Consider the following 22,613-nt stretch of genomic DNA (forward strand, 5'->3'; position numbering starts at 1 on the left):
TTGCGCGCATTCGGCGCTTCGCGTCCTCTCATCGAGCGCCTACGCTTGCGTTATGTCGACGGGAACGAGCGATCGAAGGAATTCCGGCGAATCGGGCCGGCCGTGGTGAACTTCGACGCCGAGCTGGTCCGTGCCCTTCAGGACGACGGGCGCGCGAGCATCCACGACCTGGCCTCCGCGCTCGGGCAGTCGCGGGCCGCCGTGTCGGCGCGACTGCGCGCGATGCTCGCCGACGGCACCGTGCGCGTCGTCGCCGCGGTCGATCCGGAGTTCCTCGGCCAGAACGTGCTCGCGCACGTCTCGATCCGCACCGACGGCACGACCGAGCCCGTGGCCGAGCACCTGCGCGGCCTCGCCGAGACCGTGCTCGTCTCGGCGGTCGGCGGCGTGCACGACCTCGTCACCGAGATCCGCCTCGGGTCGATGCCCGCGCTGCACCAGCTGCTCGCGCAGATCCGCGCGCTGCCCGGTGTGGTCGACATCAACACGCTCATCTACTCGACCGTGATCAAGGGCTTCTTCGTCTCGGAGTACCGCGGCGGACTCCGCATCGACGCCACCGACGCGGCCCTCATCGAGCAGCTCCAGCGCGACGGTCGAGCGAGCTTCCGGGCGCTCGGCGAGACCGTGCGGCTCTCGCCGTCGGCGGTCGCGACTCGGGTCGAGCGGCTCATCTCGGCCGGCGTCATCAAGATCAGCGCGGTCGAGGCGCGCGGACTCGTGCACCGTCAGCTCTCGCTCGGCGTCGGTCTCAACCTCGCGGGCGACGACGACGCGATCATCGCGGCAATCCGCACGTGGCGCGGTGTCGACTTCGCCGCCCGCAGTCTCGGCCGGTTCGACCTCATCATGACCCTGGTCGAGCCGTCGGCCGGCGCCCTCTACGCGAGCCTCGAGCGCATCCGCGCCCTCCCCGGCGTCAGCCACACCGAGGCGTGGTTCCACCTCGCGGTACTGAAGGAGGACTACGCCCGCACGCTCCGCGCGGCCGACGTGGTCGCCGCGGGCGGCCGTTGAGTCGCGCCGGGCCGGCTCAACCGAGCGCGTCGGCGTAGCCGTTCGCCAGGCCGGCGACCTTGTCGACGTACGACTGGAGGTGGTTGTACGAGAAGACGGCGGCACGCCATCCCTCGGGGCTCGACATCGGGCCCGACGCGCAGAGGTACCGGGCGGTGGCGTACGCGGCATCGTCGATCTGGCTCGGGTCGGCGACGCCGTCGCCGTTCGCGTCGGCGCCCCACTGCTCCCAGGTCGAGGGGATGAACTGCATCGGCCCGACCGCGCGATCCCAGGTCGTGTCGCCGTCGAGGGCACCGCCGTCGGTGTCGTGGATGGCGGCCACCCCGTCGCCGTCGAGCGCGGGGCCGAGGATCTTCGGCGTAACCAGGCCGCTCGCGTCGATCACCGCCCCGCCGTGGCTGCCGTGCCCCGACTCGACGGCGCCGATGGCCGCGATCGTCGTCCAGTCGACGCCGCACTGCGGCTCCTCCGCGGCGATGGCCACGTGCGCGAGCGCGTACGCCGCGAGCGCACGAGCGGGGATGCCCGTGGCGGCGGAGACGACCGAGAGCCAGTCGTCCTCGACCACGGGAGCGGCCTCCGGCTCGGGCTCGACGAGCGGCGCGACCTCCGAGCCGGTCAGGGAATTCGGGTCGTCGCCCTCGTCGGTCCGGGGACTCGCCACGGCGCCGCCCTCGGAGGATGAGGTCGTCACCGGCGGGAGCGGCGCTCCGCGACCGGATGCGGACGGCGCCGCGAACCCGCCGGGCTTCGCCGCGACGCCCCAGGCGGTCACCGCGACGACGGCGCCGACCACGAGCGCGACGACCGCGGTCACGAGCCCGAGGTAGCCGGCGACCTGGAGGAGGACCTCCCGCCCGGACGGCCTCGACCTCGGACCGCGCCGGTCATCGCCGGTCGCGTCGTCGTCCCAGGTCATCGGTCTGCAGCTCCGTTCGGGCGTCGGTTCGAGTTCTTGCCCGCCGGGTCGGCCTCGTCGCCGCGTGCCGGAGCATCGCGTCGCGACCCGATCATCCAGCGTACTCGCGTCCAGGCGGACGCCGCCAGAGAAGGTGCCGGATGTCCCGCGCGACGCGTTCGCTCGACGAGATCGGTATTCAGTGTTGCTATCTACCGGTACTCATGCTTACTATGTACCAGTACTCAACAACACTGAATAGTCGAGGAGCGGCGATGGGCAAGCAGGCGACCGAGATGCTGAAGGGCACCCTCGAGGGCATCGTCCTGGCGATCCTCTCCGGTCGCCCGGCCTACGGGTACGAGATCACCGCGTGGCTGCGCGAGCGCGGCTTCACCGACATCGCCGAGGGCACCATCTACGCCCTCCTCGTGCGCATCGAGCAGCGCGGCCTCGTCGACGTCGAGAGGGTGCCCTCCGAGAAGGGCCCGCCCCGCAAGGTGTACTCGCTCAACGCCCGCGGTCGCGACTCCCTCGACGAGTTCTGGCGCACGTGGAGCTTCCTGGCCGCACGCATCGAACAGCTCCACGACATCCAGCAGTCCCCCGGAGCCGACGAGCTCCCCGAATCCGACCCGTCCCACGAAGAGGAGAAGTGACCATGGCCGCGAAGTGGATCGAAGCGCTCACGGGCTCGCTCGAGCAGAAGAAGCAGTACCGGCAGTACAGGGCGCGCGTCGCAGCGCTCCCCGAACCCTATGCCGCCGCCGCGAAGGCCTTCGAGCGGTACTTCATGGTCAACGGGGGCATCACCGACGGCGACACCCTCGTCACGATGCTCGGCGACTTCGCCGATCTCTGGGAGCGCGCGGCGGCCGACGAGACGCCGGTGAGCGACATCGTCGGCGACGACCCGGTCGCGTTCGCCGAGGCCTTCACCGAGGCCTACGTCGGGAAGCGCTGGATCGACAAGGAGCGCAACCGCCTGACCAGGACGATCGAGGAACTCGAGGGGAAGGACGAGCGATGACCAGCGCCACCCGGCCCGCACCGGCCGCACCGCCGGCCATCCGCGTGCACGGCGTCCGGAAGTCGTTCAAGGACCTGCAGGTGTTGAGGGGCGTCGACTTCGACGTGGCGAAGGGCAGCATCTTCGCCCTGCTCGGCTCGAACGGCGCCGGCAAGACGACGCTCGTGAACATCCTGTCGACGCTGCTCGAGGCCGACGGCGGCACCGCCACGGTGGAGGGGTTCGACGTCGCGAGCTCGCCCGGCGACGTGCGCCGCTCGATCAGCCTCACCGGCCAGTTCGCGGCGGTCGACGAGGTCCTCACGGGCCGCGAGAACCTCGTGCTCGTCGCGAGGCTCAGGCACCTGAAGGACCCGGGACGGATCGCCGACGACCTGCTCGCGCGCTTCTCGCTCACCGACGCCGGCGGGCGGCGGGCGGCGACGTACTCGGGCGGCATGCGCCGGCGCCTCGACATCGCGATGAGCCTGATCGGCGATCCGCCGGTCGTCTTCCTCGACGAGCCGACCACCGGGCTCGACCCGCAGGCGCGCATCGAGGTGTGGCAGACCATCACGGCGCTCGCCGACGGCGGCACCACCGTGCTGCTCACCACCCAGTACCTCGACGAGGCCGAGCATCTCGCCGACCGGATCGCGATCCTCCACGAGGGCGTGATCATCCGGAACGGCACCCTCGCCGAGCTCAAGCGACTCCTCCCGGCCGCGAAGGTCGAGTACGTCGAGAAGCAGCCGAGCCTCGAGGAGGTCTTCCTCGCCCTCGTCGGCGGGCACACCGAGAAGGAGTCACGATGACCACCCACGTCCTGAGCGACACCCGTGTCCTCACGGCACGCTCGCTCACCCACATCGTCCGCAGTCCTGACACGATCATCACCACCGCGGTCACGCCGATCGCCCTGATGCTGCTGTTCACGTACGTGTTCGGCGGCGCCATCCGGACCGGGAGCACCGAGTCGTACATCGACTACATGCTCCCGGGCATCCTGCTCATCACGATCGCGTCCGGCGTCGCCTACACGGCGTACCGGCTGTTCCTCGACCTGCAGGGCGGCATCTTCCAGCGGTTCCAGTCGATGCCGATCGCCCGCTCGAGCGTGCTCTGGGGCCACGTGCTCACCTCGCTCGTCGCCAACCTCGTGTCGGTCGCGATCGTCGTGGGGGTCGCCCTCATCATGGGCTTCCGCACCGGGGCATCCGTCGGCGCGTGGCTCGCGGTGATCGGCATCCTGATGCTGTTCACGCTCGCGCTGACCTGGATCGCCGTCATCGCCGGGCTCTCGGCGAAGACGGTCGATGGCGCGAGCGCGTTCAGCTACCCGCTGATCTTCCTGCCGTTCATCAGCTCGGCGTTCGTGCCCACCGAGTCGATGCCGGGCCCGGTCGCCTGGTTCGCCGAGAACCAGCCGGTGACCTCCATCGTCGACACGACGCGCGCCCTGTTCGCCGGTCAGCCCGTCGGCACCGACATCTGGATCGCGCTCGCCTGGCTCGTCGGCATCATGGCGGTCGCGTTCGCGTTCGCCATTCGGATCTACCGGCGCAAGGCCGGGTAGGCCGGGGCGCGATGGCGAGCGGATGCCCCGGGGCGCCGGCCCCGGGGCATCCGTCGTCGTCGCGGCCGGTCAGTCGAACGCGACCGCGGTGTCGCGCGGGTAGGCGCCGCCGGCGAGCTTCACCAGGCGGGCGTGCGCGTACTCGCACACGAGCGCGTGCCGGTAGACCATGCGCGGCACGTCGACGTTGGAGTCCATCCAGAGGCTCATGCCCGCGAGCTTCCAGTGGCGGAACGTGTCGTCGTCGGTGATCAGCGCGAGGATCTCGAGGAACGAGTCGTCGAAGCGGATGGAGTGCACCGCCCGCCGGTACTCCTCGACGGTGAGCGCCATCGAGAACGGGATGTTCATGAAGCAGAGCGCGGTCTGGATGTCGAGCCGCAGCAGCCGGCGGCGCCCCCGCTCGGCGTCGAGCGGCGGCACGTCGAGCTGCGAGAAGTCGAGCGTCTCGGGCTTGGCCAGCTTCACGTCATCGAGCGCGATGAGCACGTCGTAGACGTTCACATCGTGCTCCACGACCGCCTGGTCGCCGAGGCCGGAGAGCTTCTCCGGGCGGAGCGTCACGGGGTCCATGTCGACCGGGGTGTTGCGGATGATGAAGTTCACCAGGTTCGTCTCGACGACGAAGTGCCGGATCAGCAGGTCGACTGCGTCGGGCGAGACGAACCGGCGGAGGAACCAGACGCAGAGCACGTCCATGGTGTGCAGCGGCATCCACCGGAACGGCAGGACGCGCTTGACGATCGAGATCAGCGCGACGAGCACGCGCGAGACGATGCGCGCGATCGGGTAGAGCCAGCGGCGCGACAGGCGCCGCTGGTCGTTGATGATCTGCCGCACGAGCGCGCGGTCGAGCGGCACCGACGGGTCGGCGTACACCGCCTGCCACATGCTCGGGTCGGACCGGACGTACTCGGGGACCCGCGGCACCTGCACCTTCGGCACCGGCACCTTCGGCACCTGCAGCTTCGGCATCTTCGGCACGTCAGCGGTCCAGCTCTTCGAGCTGCAGCGCGTAGAGCCGTGCGACGACCTCGGCGCAGCGAACGATCTCGTCGGCGGCCGCGTCGTCGATGATGCCCGAGTCGAGGATCGCCTGGAGGTCGCCGGTGTGCGCCCCGTCGGCCTCCTGGTGGTACTGCATGAAGTGCACCTGGTTGTCGGCGAGTCCGAGCACCTCCTGGAACCGCGCCGCCCAGCCCGCCGCGCGCTTCGCGCCGAGCCCCTCGATGATGAACATCGCGCCGAGGAGCCCGACCGGGTTCGGCCGGTCGGCATAGGTGAACATGTAGCCAGACAGCGCCTCGGAGCCGAGGTTCTTGCGGCCGGCGCGGAGCTCGTCGAGCGACCCGCCGATGGCGACGTAGTCGCGCTCGAGCATGAGGTAGTCGCGATGCTCCTCCTCGGCGTGCTTGATGGCGGCGGCGCGCAGCGTGAAGTGGTCGATGTCGAAGTTGGATGCCGCGCGGCTGATCCACGGCGACCCGTCGACGACCTGCTGGCGCAGGTTGAACAGCAGCCGCCGGTAGTCGTCGATCGTCACGGTGCCCTCGGCGAGCGCGCGGAGGATCGGCACCCGATCGAGGCGCTCCTCGAGCTCGGACCACACGTCGGCGAGGCGGTCGGAGAGTGCGGCGGGATCGGCCGGCGAGGCCGCGCCCGGGGCATCCGTCATCGCGGTCTCGGCCGGCGCGGTCGTGTCGGTCGTCATGTCGGGGCTCCTTGCTGATCTGGTGGGGCGACCACGGTGAGGTGTGCGAAGGCGAACGAGAAGCGCCCCGATTCGGGGACGGCGAGGAGGATCGTCTCGCCCGGCGCGAAGCGTTCGGTGCGCCACGCCTCCTCGAGGGCGATGAAGATGCTCGCGGCGCCGGTGTTGCCGCAGGTCTCGAGGTTCGAGAACCAGCGGTCGGTGTCGAGCGTCGGGATGCGCTTGCGGAGCCCATCGAAGGCGAGGTCGCGGAACGCGTTCGTGCTGTAGTGGCACACGACGTGGTCGAGGTGGCTCACGTCGACGAGGCCGATGTCCACCAGCTGCTCGAATTCGCGGAGTCCGGCGCCGGCGAGGTCGTCGAGCACGCTCACGTCCTGTCGGAGCACGAACATGCCGGATGCCTCGGCGTCGCCGATGCCCACGTCCTGCCACGTGCGCCCGACCTCGGGTTCGAGCCCGTCCATCCCGGCGCGCATGCAGACGTCGTGCTCGTGGGCGAGGGAGACGTGCCGCACCCAGTCGACGCGGAGCGACGGCCGCGAGGGATGCGGCTGGAACTCGACGACCACGGCGCCCGCGCCGTCGGAGAGCATCCAGCGGAGGAAGTGGGAATCCATGCCCGCGCGGATGCCGTCGAACCGGCGCTGCCGGAGGCTGCGGCTCGCGAGCTCGGACCCGACGACCGCGACGCGCGGATGCTCGCCGAGCTTCACCTTGCTCACCGCGGCATCGAGGGCCTGAAGGCTCGAGGCGCAGACCCCCGACGCCGACAGCAGTTGCATCGGTCCGCCGCCGAGGCGGCCGTGCACCATCGACGCGAAGCCGGGCACGAGCACGTCGCCGATCGTCGTCGCGGTCGCGAGCATGCGCAGGTCGTCGGGGCGGATGCCGCGGTCGTCGAGCGCCGCGCGGAGCGCCTTGACGGCGAGCTCCTCGTTCAGCTCGGTCGGCTCGCCGTCGTCGTCGAGCGCGTAGTGCCGCTGCCGGATGCCGTTCTGGTCGAGGATCATGCCGCGAATGCGCGCGGTGACCGGATCGTCGCCCCCGAGGCGCGCCACGATGCCGTCGTTGTCGACCGGCTCTCCCGGAAGGTACCGGCCGAAGCCGGTGAGGTACGCAGACGCGGTCGTCGCCATGGAGCCATTAAGGCATGCGCCGTGCCGTCGAGCCCGGATCCTCGCACCGCGGGTCGATCGGTTCGGACATCGGCGGCTCAGTGACGCCCCAGGTGGCGGTCGGCGGCGGGCCGTCCTCCGGGTCGCGGCCTCCGGGCGTTCTCCCAGCTTCTTCAGCCACTGTTGCAGTCACTGCAATTACGAGGAGGGAACCCCATGTCCATCTCCCCCGCATCCGGCCCCCCGCCGGTGCTCAGCGCGGATGCGCTGACGAAGACGTACGGAACCGGCCAGGCCCGGTTCGAGGCGCTGAAGGGCGTGAGCCTGGACGTGCGCCGCGGCGAGTCGATCGCGATCGTGGGCAAGTCCGGCTCGGGCAAGTCGACGCTGATGCACCTGCTCGCGCTCCTCGACCGACCGACCTCCGGCACGGTCGAGGTCGACGGCGAGGATGCCGCGACCGCCTCGACGAAGCGGGTGAACCTGCTGCGCAACGAGCGGTTCGGCTTCGTGTTCCAGCAGTTCTTCCTCACGGCCCAGCAGAGCGTGCTCGAGAACGTGACGCTGCCGCTGCTCGTGGCCGGCGTGCCGCCGCGCGAGCGCACCCGCCGCGGCATGGCCGTGCTCGACGCGCTCGGCCTGGCCGACAAGGCGAAGAACAAGGCCACCGACCTCTCCGGCGGGCAGAAGCAGCGGGTCGTGATCGCCAGGGCGCTGGTCAACGACCCCGACGTCATCTTCGCCGACGAGCCGACCGGCAACCTCGACAGCGCCACGGGCCGGCAGGTGGAGGACCTCCTCTTCGGCCTGCAGCGCGACCGGGGCATCACCCTCGTGGTCGTGACCCACGACGAGGACCTCGCCGCCCGCTGCGACCGCCGCGTCGCCATCGCCGACGGCCTGATCACGGACGGAGCCGGACGATGAGGGCCGCTGACGTCATCACCGGCGCGACGCGCAACGCCTTCCGCAGCAAGCTGCGGACCACCCTGACCGTGCTCAGCCTCTTCGTCGGCGCGTTCACCCTCACCCTCACCACCGCCCTCGGCGCGGGCGTGAACGACTACGTCGACCGGCAGGTCGCGACGGTCAGCACCGGCGACGCACTCCTTGTCACCCCCGCCGTCACCACCGACGGCGGAGACGGCCCGACCCCGTACGACCCGGACGGACGCCAGCAGGCCACGCAGCCGAATCCCCTCGGCGCGGGCACGCTGCTGAACGCCGGCGACCTCGACACCATGCGCGGGCTGGACGGGGTCGGGATGGTCGAGCCGGTGCGCCAGATCGTCGTCGACTGGGTCGCCCCGGCGGACGGGGCCGACTCCGAACGCTACGAACTCGACATCAATCCGAGCTCGTCGCTGGGCCGCAGCGACCTCGTCGCCGGTGCGCAGCTCGACCAGGACGCGGACTCCGCCCAGATCATCCTCCAGGAGGACTACGTCGACGCCCTCGGCTTCACCGACGCCGAGTCCGCCATCGGGCAGACCGTCGAGCTCGGGTACACCGACGCGGCCCGGGCCGACCGGACCATCGAGGCCGAGGTGGTCGGCGTCGCGCGCACCAGCCTCTTCGCGGCGGGAGCCGGGGCGAACGAGAGCCTGACCGACACGGTCAGCACGGCGCAGGCCATTCCGGGACAGCCGGAGGCGTACGTGCTCGCGGTGGCCCACCTCGAGGGATCCGGGTCCGGCGGCTCGGTCACGGACCGCGACGTCGAGGACGTCAAGGCGCAGCTCGCCGACGCCGACCTCGCCGGGCAGACCGTCGAGGACCAGCTCGGCGTCATCCAGACCGTGATCAACGGCATCATCGGGGTGCTCAGCGCGTTCTCGCTCATCGCCCTCGTCGCGGCATCCTTCGGCATCGTCAACACGCTGCTCATGAGCGTGCAGGAACGCACCCGCGAGATCGGGCTCATGAAGGCCATGGGCATGTCGAACGGGAAGGTGTTCGGCCTGTTCAGCCTCGAGGCGGTCGTCATCGGCTTCCTCGGCTCCGCGATCGGCGCGATCGCCGCGATCGGCCTCGGCACCCTCATCTCCTCCGCCCTGGCCGCCGGTCCATTGGCCGACCTGCCCGGGCTGACGATCCTGCTGTTCGACCCGGTCAACGTCGCGGTCGTGATCCTCGTGATCATGCTCGTCGCGTTCCTCTCGGGCGTGCTGCCCGCACGCCGCGCGGCACGCCAGGACCCGATCGAGTCGCTACGGTACGAGTAGGAGCGAGGAGCAGATCATGTCGACCGGACCCGCGTCACGCCGGCGGACCACCGCCGAGACGACCGCCGCGATCGAACGCGCCGCGATCGACCTCGTCACCGAGCACGGCTACGACGAGGTCACGGTCGACATGATCTGCGACGCCGCCGGCATCAGCCAGCGCACCTTCTTCAACCACTTCAAGACCAAGGACGCCGCACTGCTCGGCACCGACGCCCCCACCATCGACGAGCGCGCCGCACGCGAGTTCATCGTCTCCGACGGACCGCTCCTCGCCGGAGCGGCGGCCCTCGTGCGCATCGAGCCCGACCGGCTGCCCGCCGATCCCGCCCTGATCGTGCGCCGCATCCGGGCCGTCACGCACACGCCCATCCTGCTCGCACGGCAGATGGAACGCCTCACCGCCATCGAGGGCGAACTCCGCGAGATCATCGAGCTCCGGCTGCGGCAGGACGCCGTCCGCGACGGCGCCGACGCGGCCGAACTCGCCGACCTCCCCGAGCAGGCCGAGATCATCACCCACCTCCTCGCCGGGCTCATGCGGTACGTCGGCATGAGCTGGGCCAGGCAGGCCGCCGAGGGCGACCCGCCCCCCGTCGACACGAGCCATCTGAGCGACCGGCTCGACCGCGTCATCCGCAAGCTCGCATGACGCCCGGCGATGCGGGCGGGAGCGACGCCCTGATCACCGACGCCGCCCGGGCGTTCCTGGCGGAGCGCCACCTCGCGACGCTGTCGACGCTCGACCGGTCCGGCCGGATCCACTCGGTCCCGGTCGGGATCACCTACCGCGACGGCATCGTGCGCGTGATCGGCAGCCGCGGCTCGCAGAAGTTCGTGAACGCCCGGCGCAGCGGACGCGCGAGCGTCAACACGGTCGACGGCGCGCGGTGGATCAGCTTCGAGGGGCCGGTGCGCGTGCTCTCGGACCCGGAGTCGGTGGCGCTCGCCGTCGAGCTCTACGCGGCCAGGTACCGACAGCCGCGCCCCAACCCCGAGCGCGTCGTGCTCGAGCTGACGGTCGAGCGGGTGCTGGGGTCGACGGGCATGCGACCGCCCCGAGGCTGACCCGCGCGCTCAGGCGGCGGGCTGCTCGATGAGCGTGAGCAGGTTGCCGTCGGGGTCGAGGAGGTGACCGGCGCGGAGCCCCCACTCCTGGCGACGGACCTCGTGCAGGCGCGGGAATCCGGTGTCGCCGACGGGGACGCCGGCGGCCACGATCGCTGAGGCGAGGTCGTCGACGTCGGCGACGCGGAGCGTGCACCGATGCGAGCTCGTCGCGGGATCCAGTTCGGCGAACGGGAAGAACTCGAGGCGGAGCGCGCCGCGGCGGAGGCTCATCCAGCCCTCGTCACGGAACTCGCGCTCGAATCCGATCCGCGCGTAGAACGCCTCGGTGGCATCGAGGTCGCGCGACGGCAGGTTCGGAACGCTCCGGTCGGCCGGCTGCTGGTCGGTCATGGCGGCATCCTGCACCGAATTCCCGGCAACCGGAACACTCCGGCCGCGCCGACGCCTAGGCCGCGACGTCGCTCCGGTCGGCTCGCGCCGGGAGCCGCGACTCGATCCATGCGAACAACTCCTCCTGCCGGGCGAGGTCGAGGGTCGGCTCGGCCGGCAGCGTGACGCGCCCGATCTCCACATAGCCGCCGTGGAGGCCGGCGTGGCGGTCGCCGAGCAGGAGGTCGACGGCGTGCCGAGCGGTCCTGCGGGGCGTGGTCGCCCCGGGCAGCACGGCCATGGCCGGCATCACGTGCTCCCAGCCCCAGAACGCGAACTCCGGCAGCGTGCGCGTCAGCCCGGTGCCCGGCACGAGCCCGGGGTCGTAGGTGTTGAGGCGGTGGCCGGATGCCGCGGCACGACGGGCCCAGGCGTGCGCGAGCGTCACGAGGGCGCGCTTGCTGTCGGAGTAGGCGCGGCCGCCCGCCTGCCGGGTCGCCCCCGCCTCGGAACGGTCGACCTCGGCGAGCTCCTCGGGAGACGCCGAGCGCGGGGACGGGAGCAGGCCGAAGGACTGCAGGCGCCCGCGATGGGTGCTCGAACCCATCAGCACCACATGCGACCCGGGCGCGACGAGGGGAAGCAGTCCGCGCACGAGCGCGTGCTGGGCGACGACGTTCACGGCGAACGTCTGCTCGATACCCTGCACGCTCGTGCCGCGGCGATCGCCGAACTGGGCGCCGGCATTGAGCATGACCGCGTTCGGCGAGGCGACGTCGCCGCGGGCCATCCGGTGCTGGATCTCCTCGACGGCCGCGTCGACGCTCCGCAGGTCGGCGAGGTCGAGGCGGATGCCGATGGCCGACCTGCCCGCGTCGCGGGCGCGTCGCACGGCGGTCTCGAGTCCCTGCGGATCGCGGGCGAGCAGGACCAGGTCGGGCCGCGCCGGGTGTGCGAGGAGGCGCTCGAGCATCGCCGCGCCGATGCCTCGTGTCGGACCGGTCAGGACGACGGTCGGCGGCATGATGTCAGTATCTGTCATAACGCCATCATGACTGATGTCAGTTCATGACACAAGAGGCCGCTACGATGACCCCATGCCCCGATGGCCCGCGGACTCCAGGGATCGGCTCGCCGCCGCAGCGCTCGACCTCTTCTCGGCGCACGGCTACGCCGCCGTCACGGTCGACCAGATCGCCGATCGCGCCGGCGTGACCGCACGCACGTTCTTCCGCCAGTTCCAGGACAAGGAGGAGGTGCTCTTCTCCGAGGACGACCGACTCCTGCCCGCGCTCCTCGCGTCGATCGCGGAGCCGACCGGCCCGGTCGAGGCAGGCACGCTCATGGAGCAGGCGCTCGTCGCCCTCGCCGACCGCATGCAGCCGGCGCGCGAGCAGCTCCGACGCCGGCAGGCGATCATCGACACCGAGGTCGCGCTCTCCGGCCGCGAGCTCGCGAAGCAGGCCCGCTGGCAGGACGCCATCGCCGCCGCGCTCGTCGAGCGCGGATTCCGGGCGGATGACGCGAGCCTGCTCGCCGCGATCGGCTTCGCGCTGTTCCGACGCGAACTGCACGCCTGGCTCGCCGACCCCGACCCGGCGGCCGTGCCGCTCGCGGACCGGATCCGCGCCGCCCTGCCCGCGCTGCGCACGATCCTCGACGCGACCGCCTCGGGCTGATCCCGCACGAGCCCCCGCGGCGCGGACCCCTCACTCCATGGTGTCGAGGATGGCCGTGAGCTGCTCGAACGTCGTCAGCGGGTTGACGATCGCGAAGCGCGTGTTCGAGCGCCCGGCGTGCGAACTCGGCGTGACGAAGGCGTGCTGCTCGTCGAGGAGCCGCGCCGACCACCTCGCGTAGTCCGCCTTGGTCCAGCCGTCGCGCTCGAAGACCACGACCGAGAGCTGCGGTTCGCGCACGAGCCGGAAGCCGTCGCGGCGCTCGATCTCGCGGGCGATGTCGTGTGCCAGCCTGATCGATGCCGCGACCGCCTCGCGGTAGACGGCGGCGCCGTGCGTCGCGAGCGAGAACCAGAGCGGCAGTCCGCGCGCGCGGCGCGTGAGGTGGGCGGCGTAGTCCGACGGGCTCCACTCGCTCGTCTCGGTGAGCGTGTCGAGGTACTCGGCGTGCTGCGTGTGCGCCCGGCGGCCGGCCTCTGGGTCGCGGTAGATCAGCGCGCACGCGTCGAACGGCGCGAAGAGCCACTTGTGCGGGTCGACGATCACCGAGTCGGCCCGCTCGACGCCGGCGAAGCGGTGGCGTGCCTCGGGCGCGAGGATGCCCGCCAGGCCGTACGCCCCGTCGACGTGGAGCCACACGTCGAACTCGTCCTTCAGGGCCGCGATCGAGGCGAGGTCGTCGACGATGCCGAAGTTCGTCGACCCGGCGGTCGCGACGACCGCGAAGACGGAGGCTCCGTGCTGCTCGAGCGCCGACCGCACCGCGTCGCCGCGGAGCATCCCGTTCTCCCCCGGGTCGACCGTGACGACGTCGACATCCATCACGCGCGCCGCCGATGCGATCGACGAGTGCGCCTCGGCACTGCACACGACCCTCCAGCGCTCCGGGGCGGGCCCACCCGCGCGCGCGAGCGTCGCGCGCGCGTGCTCCCGCGCCGCGACCAGCGCCGAGAGGTTGCCGAGGGTGCCGCCCTGCACGAAGACGCCACCCGCGGTCTGCGGCAGCCCGAACTCCCCGGCGAGCCAGGACAGCACCTCGTTCTCCGCGTAGACGGCGCCCGCGCCCTCCAGCCACGATCCGCCGTAGAGGGCGCTCGCCGAGACCACGAGGTCGAACGCGATCGCGGCCTTCGTGGGCGCGGTCGGGATGAACGAGAGGTACTGCGGATGGTCGGTGGTGATGCACGCCGGCGCGAGCACGTGCTCGAACCGGTCGAGCGCACGTTCGGCGCCGATGCCGTGCTCGTCGATGCTCCGGCCAGCCCGCCGGGCGAGGTCGTCTGGCGCGACGGGCTTGTCGAGCGGGGTCTCGCTCGACAGGATCCGATCGCGGGCGTATCGGAGCACGAGCTCCACGAGACCTGAGGTGTGCGCCGACACCTCATGCATCGAGGCAGCGGACGACGGGACGACTCGGCCGGACATGATCCTCCATTCGATGGGCGGGCTCGGACCAGTGTGCGTACGCGACGCCCTAGACGCAAATCCTTCTCATGAATCCGCCGCGCTGCGCATGTATCGTGCTTCGATCGGTCAGTGCGCGCAGATATGCGCCGGCCAGGGCTCGCTGCCCGCTCGACCCCGAAGCCCGCCGCCGGCCGGATCGCAGACGTCCCTCGACCTCGAACGGCCCGGACGCGGATCGTTCTGCTTTGAATTGCGCCCAATTGAATTGTGTGCAATCCTTCTCGGATGGTCGTGACGGATGAGATGGTGTGCTTCTCGCTGTACGCCGCCTCGCGGGCGACGACGCAGCTCTACCGCACGCTGCTCGAGCCCTGGGGCCTGACCTACCCGCAGTACCTGGTGCTCGTCGCGCTCTGGCGCGAGGGCGAACAGACCGTCTCGACACTCGGCGACCTGCTCGAGCTCGATTCGGGCACGCTCTCGCCGCTGCTGCGCCGCATGGAGCAGTCCGAGCTGGTCGTACGGGCCCGGAGCTCCGCCGACGAGCGGGTGGTCACGGTGGCCATCGGCGAGCGCGGGACCGCGCTGCGCGCCGAGCTGGCGCACCTCCCCGCCCGGATCGCCGAGGCGGCCGGCGTGCGCGAGGGCGACGCGGAGTCGCTCATCCGCACGCTGCAGGGCGTCACGGCGTCGATGCACGCGGCCGCGGCATCCGCGCACACGGCCGACGCGACCTCACCAGCCGGCGGCTGAGCCGGCTCACCAGACCTCGGCCGCCCCTCGGCGGCCGGCGAACGCGAAACGAAAGGAGCCGCCACATGCGCGCCCTCATCCACTCCACCTTCGGCGCCCCCGAGACCGTGCTCGCGGTCGAGGAGCGGCCGCTCCCCGAGCCCGGACCCGGCCAGGTCCGCGTCCGCACCCTGCTGACGACGATCCACAACCACGACCTGTGGACCGTCCGCGGCACCTACGGCTTCAAGCCCGAGCTCCCCGCCGCCGCGGGCACCGAGGCCGTCGGCGTCGTGGATGCCCTCGGCGACGGCGTGACCGGGCTCCAGGTCGGCCAGCGCGTCGTCACCGGCGGCACGTTCGGCGTCTGGGCCGAGTACTTCGTCGCCGGCGCCGCCGGGCTCATCCCCGTTCCGGACGGCCTCCCTGACGAGGCGGCGGCGCAGCTCGTCTCGATGCCGTTCAGCGCGGTCAGCCTGCTGCACTCGCTCGACCTGGAGCCCGGCGACTGGATGGTGCAGAACGCCGCGAACGGCGCGGTGGGCCGCATGGTCGCGCAGATCGGCGCAGCGCGCGGGATCAACGTCATCGGGCTCGTCCGGCGGGCCGAGGGCGTCGCCGAGCTCCGCGAGCAGGGCATCGCGAACGTGGTGTCGACCGACTCCGACGGATGGCGCGACGAGGTCGCCGCCCTCACCGGCGGTGCGCCGATCGTCGCGGGCGTGGACTCCGTGGGCGGTGACGCGTCGGCCGACGTGGTCTCGCTGCTCGGCGACCAGGGCACGCTCGTGGTGTTCGGGGCGATGCACTCGCCCGACATGCGCATCCCGTCCGGCGACGTGATCTTCAAGCAGCTGACCATCCGGGGTTTCTGGGGCAGCCGCGTGAGCCGCGACATGGACGCCGACACGCGGTCGATGCTCTTCGGCGAGCTCATGGGGCACGTGCTCTCCGGCGAGCTGACCCTGCCCGTCGCCGGCACGTACGCGTTCGACGACATCGCGGAGGCCGTCGAGGCCAGCACGACCGCCGGCCGGGTCGGAAAGGTGCTCCTGCGGCCGTAGCCGACGGCGCGACCGCGGCGACGCTACACCGCGACCCCGCGCGCCCGGAGGTCATCGGCGAACGCCGCGCGCAGCTCGTCGTCGACCGCGAGGTCGACCGCCGCGAGCGAGTCGACGACCGAGTCGATGCGCGTGGAGCCGATGACCGGCCAGGCGCCGGGCATCGCGTCGAGCATCGCCGCGAGCGCCGCGCGGTGCACCGAGACGCCCCGACCACGTGCGATCGCGGCGACGTGGGGCACGTGCGTCGCGAGCGGGTCGGCCTTCGGTCCGCCGAACGGCGCGTAGGCGAGGAACGGGATGCCGGCGTCACGGCAGTAGCGGTACTCGACGGCCTCGTCGATGCCCAGCGCGAACCGGTTCTCGACGGCGTCGAGCGTCGTCATCGAACGGGCTCGGTCGAGCTGCTCGACGGTCGCGTTCGACAGGCCGATCGCCTGCACGACCCCCTCGTCGCGAAGCGCCGCGAGCTCGTGCACGGACGCGTCGAGGTCGTCGACCCGGTCGGTGCGATGGAGCAGCAGCAGCGACGGCGGCGCTCCGAGCACCTCGCGGCTGCGCATCGCATCGGCCCGGACGCGCTCCGCGCTCGTGTCGGAATCCCAGGCGGCCCGGCCGAGCCGGAAGTGCCCGGCCTTGGTGATGATCGGGATGCCCGGCGACTGCAGGCGGGCGGCCTGCGCGATCCGCTCCCCCGCCGCATCGTCGTCGACCGTGGCGTAGGCACGGGCCGTGTCGATGGCGGCCACGCCGGCGTCGACCGCTGCTCGCACCACGGCGAGGGCCCCGTCGATCGTGGCGCCCTCCTTGAGCACCAGGGAGGCGACGCCGAGCACGATGCCCGGAGCCGGCAACGCGAACCCCGTCATCCGATGCCTCGCTGCGATGCGGACGCCACGCCCGTAACCTACCGCGATCCGGCGACGCGGGGCAGCCGCTCCGCCGACGTGTCCACGCGGCCCGACAGGTGCTGCGGCAACGCGATCACCGGAGTACTGTCTGGCTCGATGGCGCGCGTCCGAGCTCGTCACGAGGTCGGCACCGCCCTCCCGTCGAAGGGAAGAGGAGATGGCGAAGTACCTCGTGCTGTACCGGGCCGACGTGAGCGCGGAAGAGCAGATGCAGCAGTCGCCCGAAGAGGGTCAGGCCGAGATGCAGGAGTGGATGACCTGGGCCGGCAGGGTCGGCGATGCCCTCGCCGACTTCGGATCGCCGGTCGGCAACGGCCGGGCCGTCGGCGCGTCCGGCGCCTCCGCGTCGTCGTCGGACGTCGCCGGCTACTCGCTCGTCGAGGCGGCGGACGCCGACGCAGCCGTCGCCCTCATGGACGGCCACCCGCACCTGAAGATCGGCACGATCGAGGTGCTCGAGGCGATCGAGATCCCGGGTATGTGACCGGCGAACCCGGTCTCGCTCGCTCAGGCCACCCGCATCGTCTCGCCCGCGCGCGCCGCGAATGCCGTCGCTTCGGCCGCGATCGTCCGCCGCATGACCTCGACGGCCGCGGTCGGCGCGACGTCCGCAGGCATCGCCAGGCTGATCGTCCGGTCGAGCGCGCGCTCGGCGAGTCGCACCGCCTGCAGCCCCGGCCGGTCGATGAGCACGAGGGCGGGCACGATCGCTATGCCGAGCCCGCGCTCGACGAATCGCAGCACGGCGTCCATCTCGGCCCCCTCGAGCACGACCTCGGGTTCGAGCGATGCGGCGCGGAAGGCCGCATCCGTCGCCGCCCGCAGGTCGTAGGTCGAGCTGAAGACGATCTGCGGCAGCCGCGCGACCTCGGCGAGCGAGATCGTGTCGCGGTGGGTCACCGCCGGTGCGGCGGCGGATGACACGACGACGAGCTCCTCGACGAGCAGCGGCGTCACGGTGAATCGACTGGGGGCCGTGGCATCCGTCGTCGTCACGAGCGCGAGGTCGAGCTCGCCGCCGGCGAGTTCGTCGAGCAGGCGTCGGGAGCCCTCCTCCGAGAGGTGGAGCTCGATCGCCGGATGATCGGCGTGGAACGCGCTGAGCACCTCGGCGACGAGGCTGATGCAGAGGGTCGGGGTGGCGCCGAGGCGCACGCGACCGCGTTCGAGGCCGGCGAGCTCGGCGAGCTCGCGCCGCACCGACTCGGCGTCGGCGAGCATGCGGCGGGCCAGGGGCAGCAGCGACTCCCCCGCGACCGTGAGGGTCGATCCGCCGCGGGCCCGGTGGAAGAGCTCGGCACCGAGGTCCTGCTCGAGCGCGGCGATCTGGCGGCTGAGCGAGGGCTGGGCGAGGTAGAGCTCCTCGGCGGCGCGAGTGAAGTTGCCGAACCGCGCGACCTCGACGAAGGACCGCAGCTGTTCGAGGTTCATGGCGGCAGCGTACACCGACGATAGCCGAAGTGCATTGCGATGACATGAAAGATGCATTGGACGCATTGGTCATGCGAACCTACCGTGGAGCGCATGACCACCCCAGGCACCGCACGCAGCACCGCTTCCGAGCGCCAGATCTCCACCACCGTCCTCGTCATTGGCACGGGCGGGTCGGGCCTGCGCGCCGCCATCGAGCTCGCCGAGGCCGGCGTCGACGTGCTCGCACTGGGCAAGCGCGCGAAGTCCGATGCGCACACCTCGCTCGCGGCCGGCGGCATCAACGCGGCCCTCGGCACGATGGACGCCGACGACAGCTGGCAGCAGCACGCCGCCGACACCCTGAAGGAGAGCTACCTGCTCGCCGACCCGCGCACCGTCGAGACCGTGACGAAGGGGGCGGCCCGCGGCATCCAGGACCTCGAGCGCTACGGCATGCCGTTCGCCCGCGAGGAGGACGGCCGCATCTCCCAGCGCTTCTTCGGCGCGCACACCTTCCGACGCACCGCGTTCGCGGGCGATTACACGGGCCTCGAGATCCAGCGCACGCTCGTCAACCGCGCCGCACAGCTCGGCGTGCCGATCCTCGACACCGTCTACGTCACGCGCATCCTGGTGAACGACGACGGCGCGGTCTTCGGCGCCTACGGCTTCGACCTCGAGGACGGCACCCGCTACCTCATCCACGCCGACGCCGTGATCCTCGCCGCGGGCGGCCACAACCGCATCTGGCGGCGCACCTCGTCACGCCGCGACGAGAACACGGGCGACTCGTGGCGCCTCGCCGTCGAGGCGGGCGGCCGGGTGCGCGACCCCGAGCTCGTGCAGTTCCATCCGTCCGGCATCCTCGAGCCCGAGAACGCGGCCGGCACGCTCATCAGCGAGGCGGCCCGCGGCGAGGGCGGCATCCTCACCAACGCCCTCGGCGAGCGCTTCATGGCCAAGTACGACCCGGAGCGCATGGAGCTCTCGACGCGCGACCGCGTCGCCCTCGCCGCCTACACCGAGATCAAGGAGGGCCGCGGCACCGCTGATGGCGGTGTCTGGCTGGATGTCTCGCACCTCCCCCGCGAGACGATCATGCGGCGCCTTCCCCGCGTCTACCAGACCATGCTCGAGCTCCAGATGCGCGACATCACGAAGGAGCCCATCGAGATCGCGCCCACCGCGCACTACTCGATGGGCGGCGTCTGGGTGCGCCCCGACGACCACGGCACCGACGTGCCCGGCCTCTACGCGATCGGCGAGGCCTCCTCGGGACTGCACGGCGCCAACCGACTCGGCGGCAACTCGCTCATCGAGCTGCTCGTGTTCGGCCGCATCGTCGGCCAGGCCGCGGCGGAGTACTCGCGCGGTCTCACCGCGCAGCGGCGGTCGGCGGCGGCCGTCGACACTGCGCGCGCCGAGATCGACGACCTGCTGGCAGCGGATGGCCCCGAGAACGTCCGAGCCCTGCAGCGCGCCATCCGGAACACCATGACCGAGCACGCCGGCGTCGTCCGCGACGAGCAGGGCCTGCTCACCGGCCTCGCCGAGCTCGACGCCATCGAGGCCCGCATGGCCGACATCGGCGTGCACCCCGACCTCGCCGGCTACCAGGACCTCGCCCACGCCTTCGACCTCAAGTCGGCGGCGCTCGCCGCCCGCGCGACCCTGGAGGCCGCGCTCGAACGACGCGAGACCCGCGGATGCCACAACCGCTCCGACTTCCCCGAGACGGATGCCGCGCTGCAGGTGAACCTCGTCTGGTCACCGTCCACGGGCGTGACGCGCGAGTCGATCCCGCCGATCCCCGGCGAGATCGCGGCACTCATGGAGCGCGAGGTGTCGACCGTCGGCAAGCTCGTCGAGTAGCCGTACCGGTCAGTGCCGGCCGCGTCTCAGCCGTGCTCCGCACGGGGAGGGCGCCGGGTCCACCCGACGCCCTCCCCTGATCCCGGCCCGATGCCCGGCTGCTTCGGACGGTCACCCCACCGAGGGCCCGGACGGGCGACGCCCGGACCGGATGCGATCGAGGATCAACCGGGGAAGGGCGACGAGCTGCGACGCCAGTCCGTCGTGGGCCGCGGCGTGGCGCTCGCGATACCGGCCGATGCCGATGATCGCGACGCCGAGCAGCAGGAACGCGAAGAGGATTCCTCCGATGTACGCGAACGACGAGCCGTAGCCGGCGACGTGCGGGTCGAGGAACCCGTACGGGTACCACCACGGCGCGCTGCCGTCGGGGTTCGGCACGAGTTCGCCGCGCAGCAGCGTGTAGGTCGTCCAGACGAGCGGGTAGCTGATGATCACCGCGAGCGACGACCAGCGGAGCCCCCGGCGCCGCGACGCGAACAGCAGGTCGAGCACGAAGTAGAGCGGGAGCACCACGTGCAGCGTCTCCGTCGCCCACGAGTCCAGGTTCGCGACCCAGAGCGGGTCGGTCGCGGCGATGGCGGGCGGGTCCCCGCGCAGCAGCACGTTGAACACGACGCCGAGGAGGATCACCGGGCCGGTGACCGCGGCGATCGCCAGCGCGATGCCGACCGGCTCCGGCGAGGTCCCGCGATGCCGGCGCATCCAATGCGCCGCGATCGACAAGACGACCACGCTGAGGATCGACGAGACGATCGTGAACATGCTGAAGTAATTCGCCAGCACGAGGCCGAGATCCTGGCCGTCGCGCAGCGCGCGATCGATGTTGACCAGCAGTCCGGCGAGGACGCCTGAACCCGCGACCATCGCGGCGGCGACCCTGAACCATACCCAACGCATGAGAACCCCCCAGTTGCACTGCGACGAGTTCGGGTTGAGCGAGTTGTAGTGCCCCGCAGCACTCAGCCATCGGAAGTCTGGCGCGAAGATTGAGGAAATCTCGACCGCTGGTGTCTTTCGCTGTGGGGAAGCTCCAAAGACACCCGCGCAACGCCGACGCGGCGCGGGTCAGCGCGGCAACGGGTTCGGGCCGGTCGCGGTGACGAGTCGCTGCGGGACCCAGCCCTCGACGTGATGGATGCCGTCGAACGTCGCGCCCTGCAGCTCGACGACCTCGCGCAGCGGGCGCTGATGGAACTTCACGTGCGTGAAGTCCTCGAACAGGACGTAGGTCGGCTCGTTCCACTCGTTCTGGAACTGCTGCCCGGTCAGCACCGCCCGGTGGCGGCGGGAGAACTCGTCGGCTTCCTCGCCGACCACCACGCCGAAGTGCTCCATGCCCATCTTGTAGACGCGTTGGTGCACCGGCGGGATGAGCTCGATGAGCGGGATCGTCTTGCCGTCGAGCACGCGGAGGGGTTCCGCGAGCAGGAGCATCGACATCGGCCGCCCGTTCCAGACACCCTCGACGTTGGCGGTGGCATGGCGCTCGAGCAGGGTCCGCACGTGGACGTACTGGTCCCACTCCGGCAGCCGGAACGCGAGGTGGCCCAGCTCGTACGGCGTGATGTCGATCCCTCGCGCGAGCAGCCGGTCGCGCTGACGCGCGGTGAACGCCGCGTAGTCCCCGATGATGTCGCCCACGGGATCGGCCATCGCCCGCCTCCCCTCAGCGTCATCATAGGACCGCCGCGGCGAACCGACCGGCGCGTCGCCAGCTGACGGCACGATGCGCGCCTCGGCCGAGTCGTCGACCGCGTTTGCGAATTGCCCTCCGACGGGGGCCAGCGACCGCAGATCGCTGAGGTCTAATCTGCGGCCATGAGCACCGTTGCGGCTCGGAACGCGGGAATGATCCTGATCGCCTGGGGGATGCTCCTCCTGACCGGGTGCAGCGGCACCTCGTCCGAGGCCCCGCCCAGCGACCCTCCCGGGGCCGACGACGCGGTGCGCGAGAGCGCAGCCGCGGAGCGGATCGAGACGGAGGAAACGGCACCCGCGTTCCGCGGACCGGAGGACGTCTCCTTCGAGACGCAGGAGGACCTCAGCCCCGAGGCCTGGCGGATCCAGTGGCTCACCGGCTTCGACGACTCGTTCGTGGAGAAGAGCCCGGATGACGGCAACGGCAGCTGGTCGGTCGCCGACACATCGAACCAGTGCGACATCCTCTTCTACCAGGGTTCGGTCGGCGACCTCGACTACACCAGGGACGATCGCACGCTCAGCGATGACTACCTCTTCGCGACGTTCGAGGGAGCGTCTCGTGAGGATGTCGCCGCCAACGCGTACGACGATGTCGTCCCGCGCCTCAGCGACGACGGTTCCACCCTTCCGATGCGCACGCTCTGGGGCTACACCGCCGACGGGACGTCGTACCTCAGTTCGGCCCGGATGTTCCGTTCGGCGGGCGGCGGGCTGTGGATCGGGATCTTCTGCCCGGCAGGCGCCGAGGCGGCCGAGGAGTACGAGAAGCTGAAGGGCTCGTTCCTGGCGGTGGACATCGGCCCGGCGAACGGCTGAGCGATCGCGCCGAAGTGA

General features: G+C 71.3%; 26 protein-coding genes. 15 read left to right on the plus strand and 11 right to left on the minus strand.

The window, feature by feature from the left end:
• The first annotated feature begins 102 nt into the window (after positions 1-102).
• The gene (locus ACSJD1_RS06415) at positions 103-1,017 is read left to right on the plus strand and encodes an Lrp/AsnC family transcriptional regulator (protein WP_438854479.1); all 915 of its coding nucleotides are present in this window, start codon (positions 103-105) and stop codon (positions 1,015-1,017) included.
• 16 nt (positions 1,018-1,033) lie between these two features.
• Here the strand turns inward: ACSJD1_RS06415 and ACSJD1_RS06420 are convergent, their stop codons facing one another.
• Positions 1,034-1,939, minus strand: a complete 906-nt coding sequence (locus ACSJD1_RS06420; protein WP_438854480.1) for a lytic transglycosylase domain-containing protein — start codon at positions 1,937-1,939, stop codon at positions 1,034-1,036.
• 254 nt (positions 1,940-2,193) lie between these two features.
• On the opposite strand from ACSJD1_RS06420, the gene ACSJD1_RS06425 reads away from it, so the two are divergent.
• Genes ACSJD1_RS06425 through ACSJD1_RS06440 form a run of 4 tightly spaced genes read left to right on the plus strand, consistent with a single transcriptional unit; the run spans position 2,194 to position 4,503 of the window.
• Positions 2,194-2,577, plus strand: coding sequence for a PadR family transcriptional regulator (locus ACSJD1_RS06425; protein WP_438854481.1), 384 nt, complete (start codon positions 2,194-2,196; stop codon positions 2,575-2,577).
• A gap of 2 nt (positions 2,578-2,579) precedes the next feature.
• A complete protein-coding gene (locus tag ACSJD1_RS06430) occupies positions 2,580-2,948 on the plus strand; it encodes a DUF1048 domain-containing protein (RefSeq protein WP_438854482.1) in 369 nt (122 codons plus the stop codon).
• Entirely contained in the window at positions 2,945-3,742 is a 798-nt protein-coding gene (locus ACSJD1_RS06435; protein ID WP_438854483.1) for an ABC transporter ATP-binding protein, read from the plus strand. Before ACSJD1_RS06430 ends, ACSJD1_RS06435 begins: the two co-directional genes overlap by 4 nt.
• On the plus strand, positions 3,739-4,503 hold the full coding sequence (locus ACSJD1_RS06440; protein WP_438854484.1) for an ABC transporter permease: 765 nt from the start codon (positions 3,739-3,741) through the stop codon (positions 4,501-4,503). Before ACSJD1_RS06435 ends, ACSJD1_RS06440 begins: the two co-directional genes overlap by 4 nt.
• A gap of 69 nt (positions 4,504-4,572) precedes the next feature.
• Here the strand turns inward: ACSJD1_RS06440 and ACSJD1_RS06445 are convergent, their stop codons facing one another.
• The 3 genes from ACSJD1_RS06445 to ACSJD1_RS06455 are packed head-to-tail and all read right to left on the minus strand — an operon-like array spanning position 4,573 to position 7,353.
• On the minus strand, positions 4,573-5,478 hold the full coding sequence (locus ACSJD1_RS06445; RefSeq protein WP_438854485.1) for a DUF6999 family protein: 906 nt from the start codon (positions 5,476-5,478) through the stop codon (positions 4,573-4,575).
• 10 nt (positions 5,479-5,488) lie between these two features.
• Entirely contained in the window at positions 5,489-6,214 is a 726-nt protein-coding gene (locus ACSJD1_RS06450) for an iron-containing redox enzyme family protein (RefSeq protein ID WP_438854486.1), read from the minus strand.
• Positions 6,211-7,353 carry a 3-oxoacyl-[acyl-carrier-protein] synthase III C-terminal domain-containing protein gene (locus ACSJD1_RS06455; protein ID WP_438854487.1) on the minus strand — a complete coding sequence of 381 codons (1,143 nt, stop codon included), beginning with the start codon at positions 7,351-7,353 and terminating at the stop codon, positions 6,211-6,213. Before ACSJD1_RS06455 ends, ACSJD1_RS06450 begins: the two co-directional genes overlap by 4 nt.
• A gap of 195 nt (positions 7,354-7,548) precedes the next feature.
• On the opposite strand from ACSJD1_RS06455, the gene ACSJD1_RS06460 reads away from it, so the two are divergent.
• The 4 genes from ACSJD1_RS06460 to ACSJD1_RS06475 are packed head-to-tail and all read left to right on the plus strand — an operon-like array spanning position 7,549 to position 10,625.
• Complete coding sequence (locus ACSJD1_RS06460) at positions 7,549-8,259, plus strand: ABC transporter ATP-binding protein (RefSeq protein WP_438854488.1); 711 nt, start codon at positions 7,549-7,551, stop codon at positions 8,257-8,259.
• Positions 8,256-9,557: an ABC transporter permease gene (locus ACSJD1_RS06465; RefSeq protein ID WP_438854489.1), complete on the plus strand. Its 1,302-nt coding sequence runs from the start codon at positions 8,256-8,258 to the stop codon at positions 9,555-9,557. The genes ACSJD1_RS06460 and ACSJD1_RS06465 overlap by 4 nt, the downstream gene beginning before the upstream one ends.
• Positions 9,558-9,573: 16 nt before the next feature.
• The gene (locus ACSJD1_RS06470; protein ID WP_438854490.1) at positions 9,574-10,209 is read left to right on the plus strand and encodes a TetR/AcrR family transcriptional regulator; all 636 of its coding nucleotides are present in this window, start codon (positions 9,574-9,576) and stop codon (positions 10,207-10,209) included.
• Complete coding sequence (locus tag ACSJD1_RS06475) at positions 10,206-10,625, plus strand: PPOX class F420-dependent oxidoreductase (protein ID WP_438854491.1); 420 nt, start codon at positions 10,206-10,208, stop codon at positions 10,623-10,625. Before ACSJD1_RS06470 ends, ACSJD1_RS06475 begins: the two co-directional genes overlap by 4 nt.
• Before the next feature lie 9 nt (positions 10,626-10,634).
• Here ACSJD1_RS06475 and ACSJD1_RS06480 read toward each other — a convergent pair whose 3' ends face one another.
• Both ACSJD1_RS06480 and ACSJD1_RS06485 read right to left on the minus strand, forming a co-directional pair.
• Entirely contained in the window at positions 10,635-11,018 is a 384-nt protein-coding gene (locus tag ACSJD1_RS06480) for a bleomycin resistance protein (RefSeq protein WP_438854492.1), read from the minus strand.
• A 55-nt stretch (positions 11,019-11,073) separates the two neighbouring features.
• A complete protein-coding gene (locus ACSJD1_RS06485; RefSeq protein ID WP_438854493.1) occupies positions 11,074-12,039 on the minus strand; it encodes an SDR family NAD(P)-dependent oxidoreductase in 966 nt (321 codons plus the stop codon).
• Between the two features lie 55 nt (positions 12,040-12,094).
• On the opposite strand from ACSJD1_RS06485, the gene ACSJD1_RS06490 reads away from it, so the two are divergent.
• Positions 12,095-12,676: a TetR/AcrR family transcriptional regulator gene (locus tag ACSJD1_RS06490; RefSeq protein WP_438854494.1), complete on the plus strand. Its 582-nt coding sequence runs from the start codon at positions 12,095-12,097 to the stop codon at positions 12,674-12,676.
• A gap of 30 nt (positions 12,677-12,706) precedes the next feature.
• On the opposite strand, the gene ACSJD1_RS06495 is transcribed toward ACSJD1_RS06490, so the two are convergent.
• Complete coding sequence (locus ACSJD1_RS06495) at positions 12,707-14,065, minus strand: pyridoxal phosphate-dependent decarboxylase family protein (protein ID WP_438854495.1); 1,359 nt, start codon at positions 14,063-14,065, stop codon at positions 12,707-12,709.
• A 303-nt stretch (positions 14,066-14,368) separates the two neighbouring features.
• Between ACSJD1_RS06495 and ACSJD1_RS06500 the strand changes: the two genes are divergently transcribed.
• Both ACSJD1_RS06500 and ACSJD1_RS06505 read left to right on the plus strand, forming a co-directional pair.
• Positions 14,369-14,836: a MarR family winged helix-turn-helix transcriptional regulator gene (locus tag ACSJD1_RS06500; RefSeq protein WP_438854496.1), complete on the plus strand. Its 468-nt coding sequence runs from the start codon at positions 14,369-14,371 to the stop codon at positions 14,834-14,836.
• A gap of 65 nt (positions 14,837-14,901) precedes the next feature.
• Positions 14,902-15,879, plus strand: coding sequence for a zinc-binding dehydrogenase (locus ACSJD1_RS06505; RefSeq protein WP_438854497.1), 978 nt, complete (start codon positions 14,902-14,904; stop codon positions 15,877-15,879).
• A 23-nt stretch (positions 15,880-15,902) separates the two neighbouring features.
• Here the strand turns inward: ACSJD1_RS06505 and ACSJD1_RS06510 are convergent, their stop codons facing one another.
• Positions 15,903-16,748: an aldo/keto reductase gene (locus ACSJD1_RS06510; protein ID WP_438854498.1), complete on the minus strand. Its 846-nt coding sequence runs from the start codon at positions 16,746-16,748 to the stop codon at positions 15,903-15,905.
• Positions 16,749-16,947: 199 nt separating this feature from the next.
• On the opposite strand from ACSJD1_RS06510, the gene ACSJD1_RS06515 reads away from it, so the two are divergent.
• On the plus strand, positions 16,948-17,274 hold the full coding sequence (locus ACSJD1_RS06515) for a hypothetical protein (RefSeq protein WP_438854499.1): 327 nt from the start codon (positions 16,948-16,950) through the stop codon (positions 17,272-17,274).
• 23 nt (positions 17,275-17,297) lie between these two features.
• On the opposite strand, the gene ACSJD1_RS06520 is transcribed toward ACSJD1_RS06515, so the two are convergent.
• Complete coding sequence (locus ACSJD1_RS06520) at positions 17,298-18,221, minus strand: LysR family transcriptional regulator (protein WP_438854500.1); 924 nt, start codon at positions 18,219-18,221, stop codon at positions 17,298-17,300.
• Positions 18,222-18,314: 93 nt separating this feature from the next.
• Here ACSJD1_RS06520 and ACSJD1_RS06525 point away from each other — a divergent pair, with 93 nt between their 5' ends.
• A complete protein-coding gene (locus tag ACSJD1_RS06525; RefSeq protein ID WP_438854501.1) occupies positions 18,315-20,075 on the plus strand; it encodes an L-aspartate oxidase in 1,761 nt (586 codons plus the stop codon).
• 111 nt (positions 20,076-20,186) lie between these two features.
• Here the strand turns inward: ACSJD1_RS06525 and ACSJD1_RS06530 are convergent, their stop codons facing one another.
• Together ACSJD1_RS06530 and ACSJD1_RS06535 are read right to left on the minus strand one after the other, a co-directional pair.
• Positions 20,187-20,975 carry a Pr6Pr family membrane protein gene (locus ACSJD1_RS06530; protein WP_438854502.1) on the minus strand — a complete coding sequence of 263 codons (789 nt, stop codon included), beginning with the start codon at positions 20,973-20,975 and terminating at the stop codon, positions 20,187-20,189.
• 168 nt (positions 20,976-21,143) lie between these two features.
• On the minus strand, positions 21,144-21,731 hold the full coding sequence (locus ACSJD1_RS06535) for a VOC family protein (RefSeq protein ID WP_438854503.1): 588 nt from the start codon (positions 21,729-21,731) through the stop codon (positions 21,144-21,146).
• A gap of 165 nt (positions 21,732-21,896) precedes the next feature.
• Here ACSJD1_RS06535 and ACSJD1_RS06540 point away from each other — a divergent pair, with 165 nt between their 5' ends.
• Positions 21,897-22,595, plus strand: coding sequence for a hypothetical protein (locus tag ACSJD1_RS06540; protein ID WP_438854504.1), 699 nt, complete (start codon positions 21,897-21,899; stop codon positions 22,593-22,595).
• Positions 22,596-22,613 lie beyond the last annotated feature (18 nt).

Origin of the sequence: Agromyces excoecariae (genome assembly GCF_051715505.1) — a bacterium.
In the GTDB taxonomy this organism is placed as follows: Bacteria; Actinomycetota; Actinomycetes; order Actinomycetales; family Microbacteriaceae; genus Agromyces.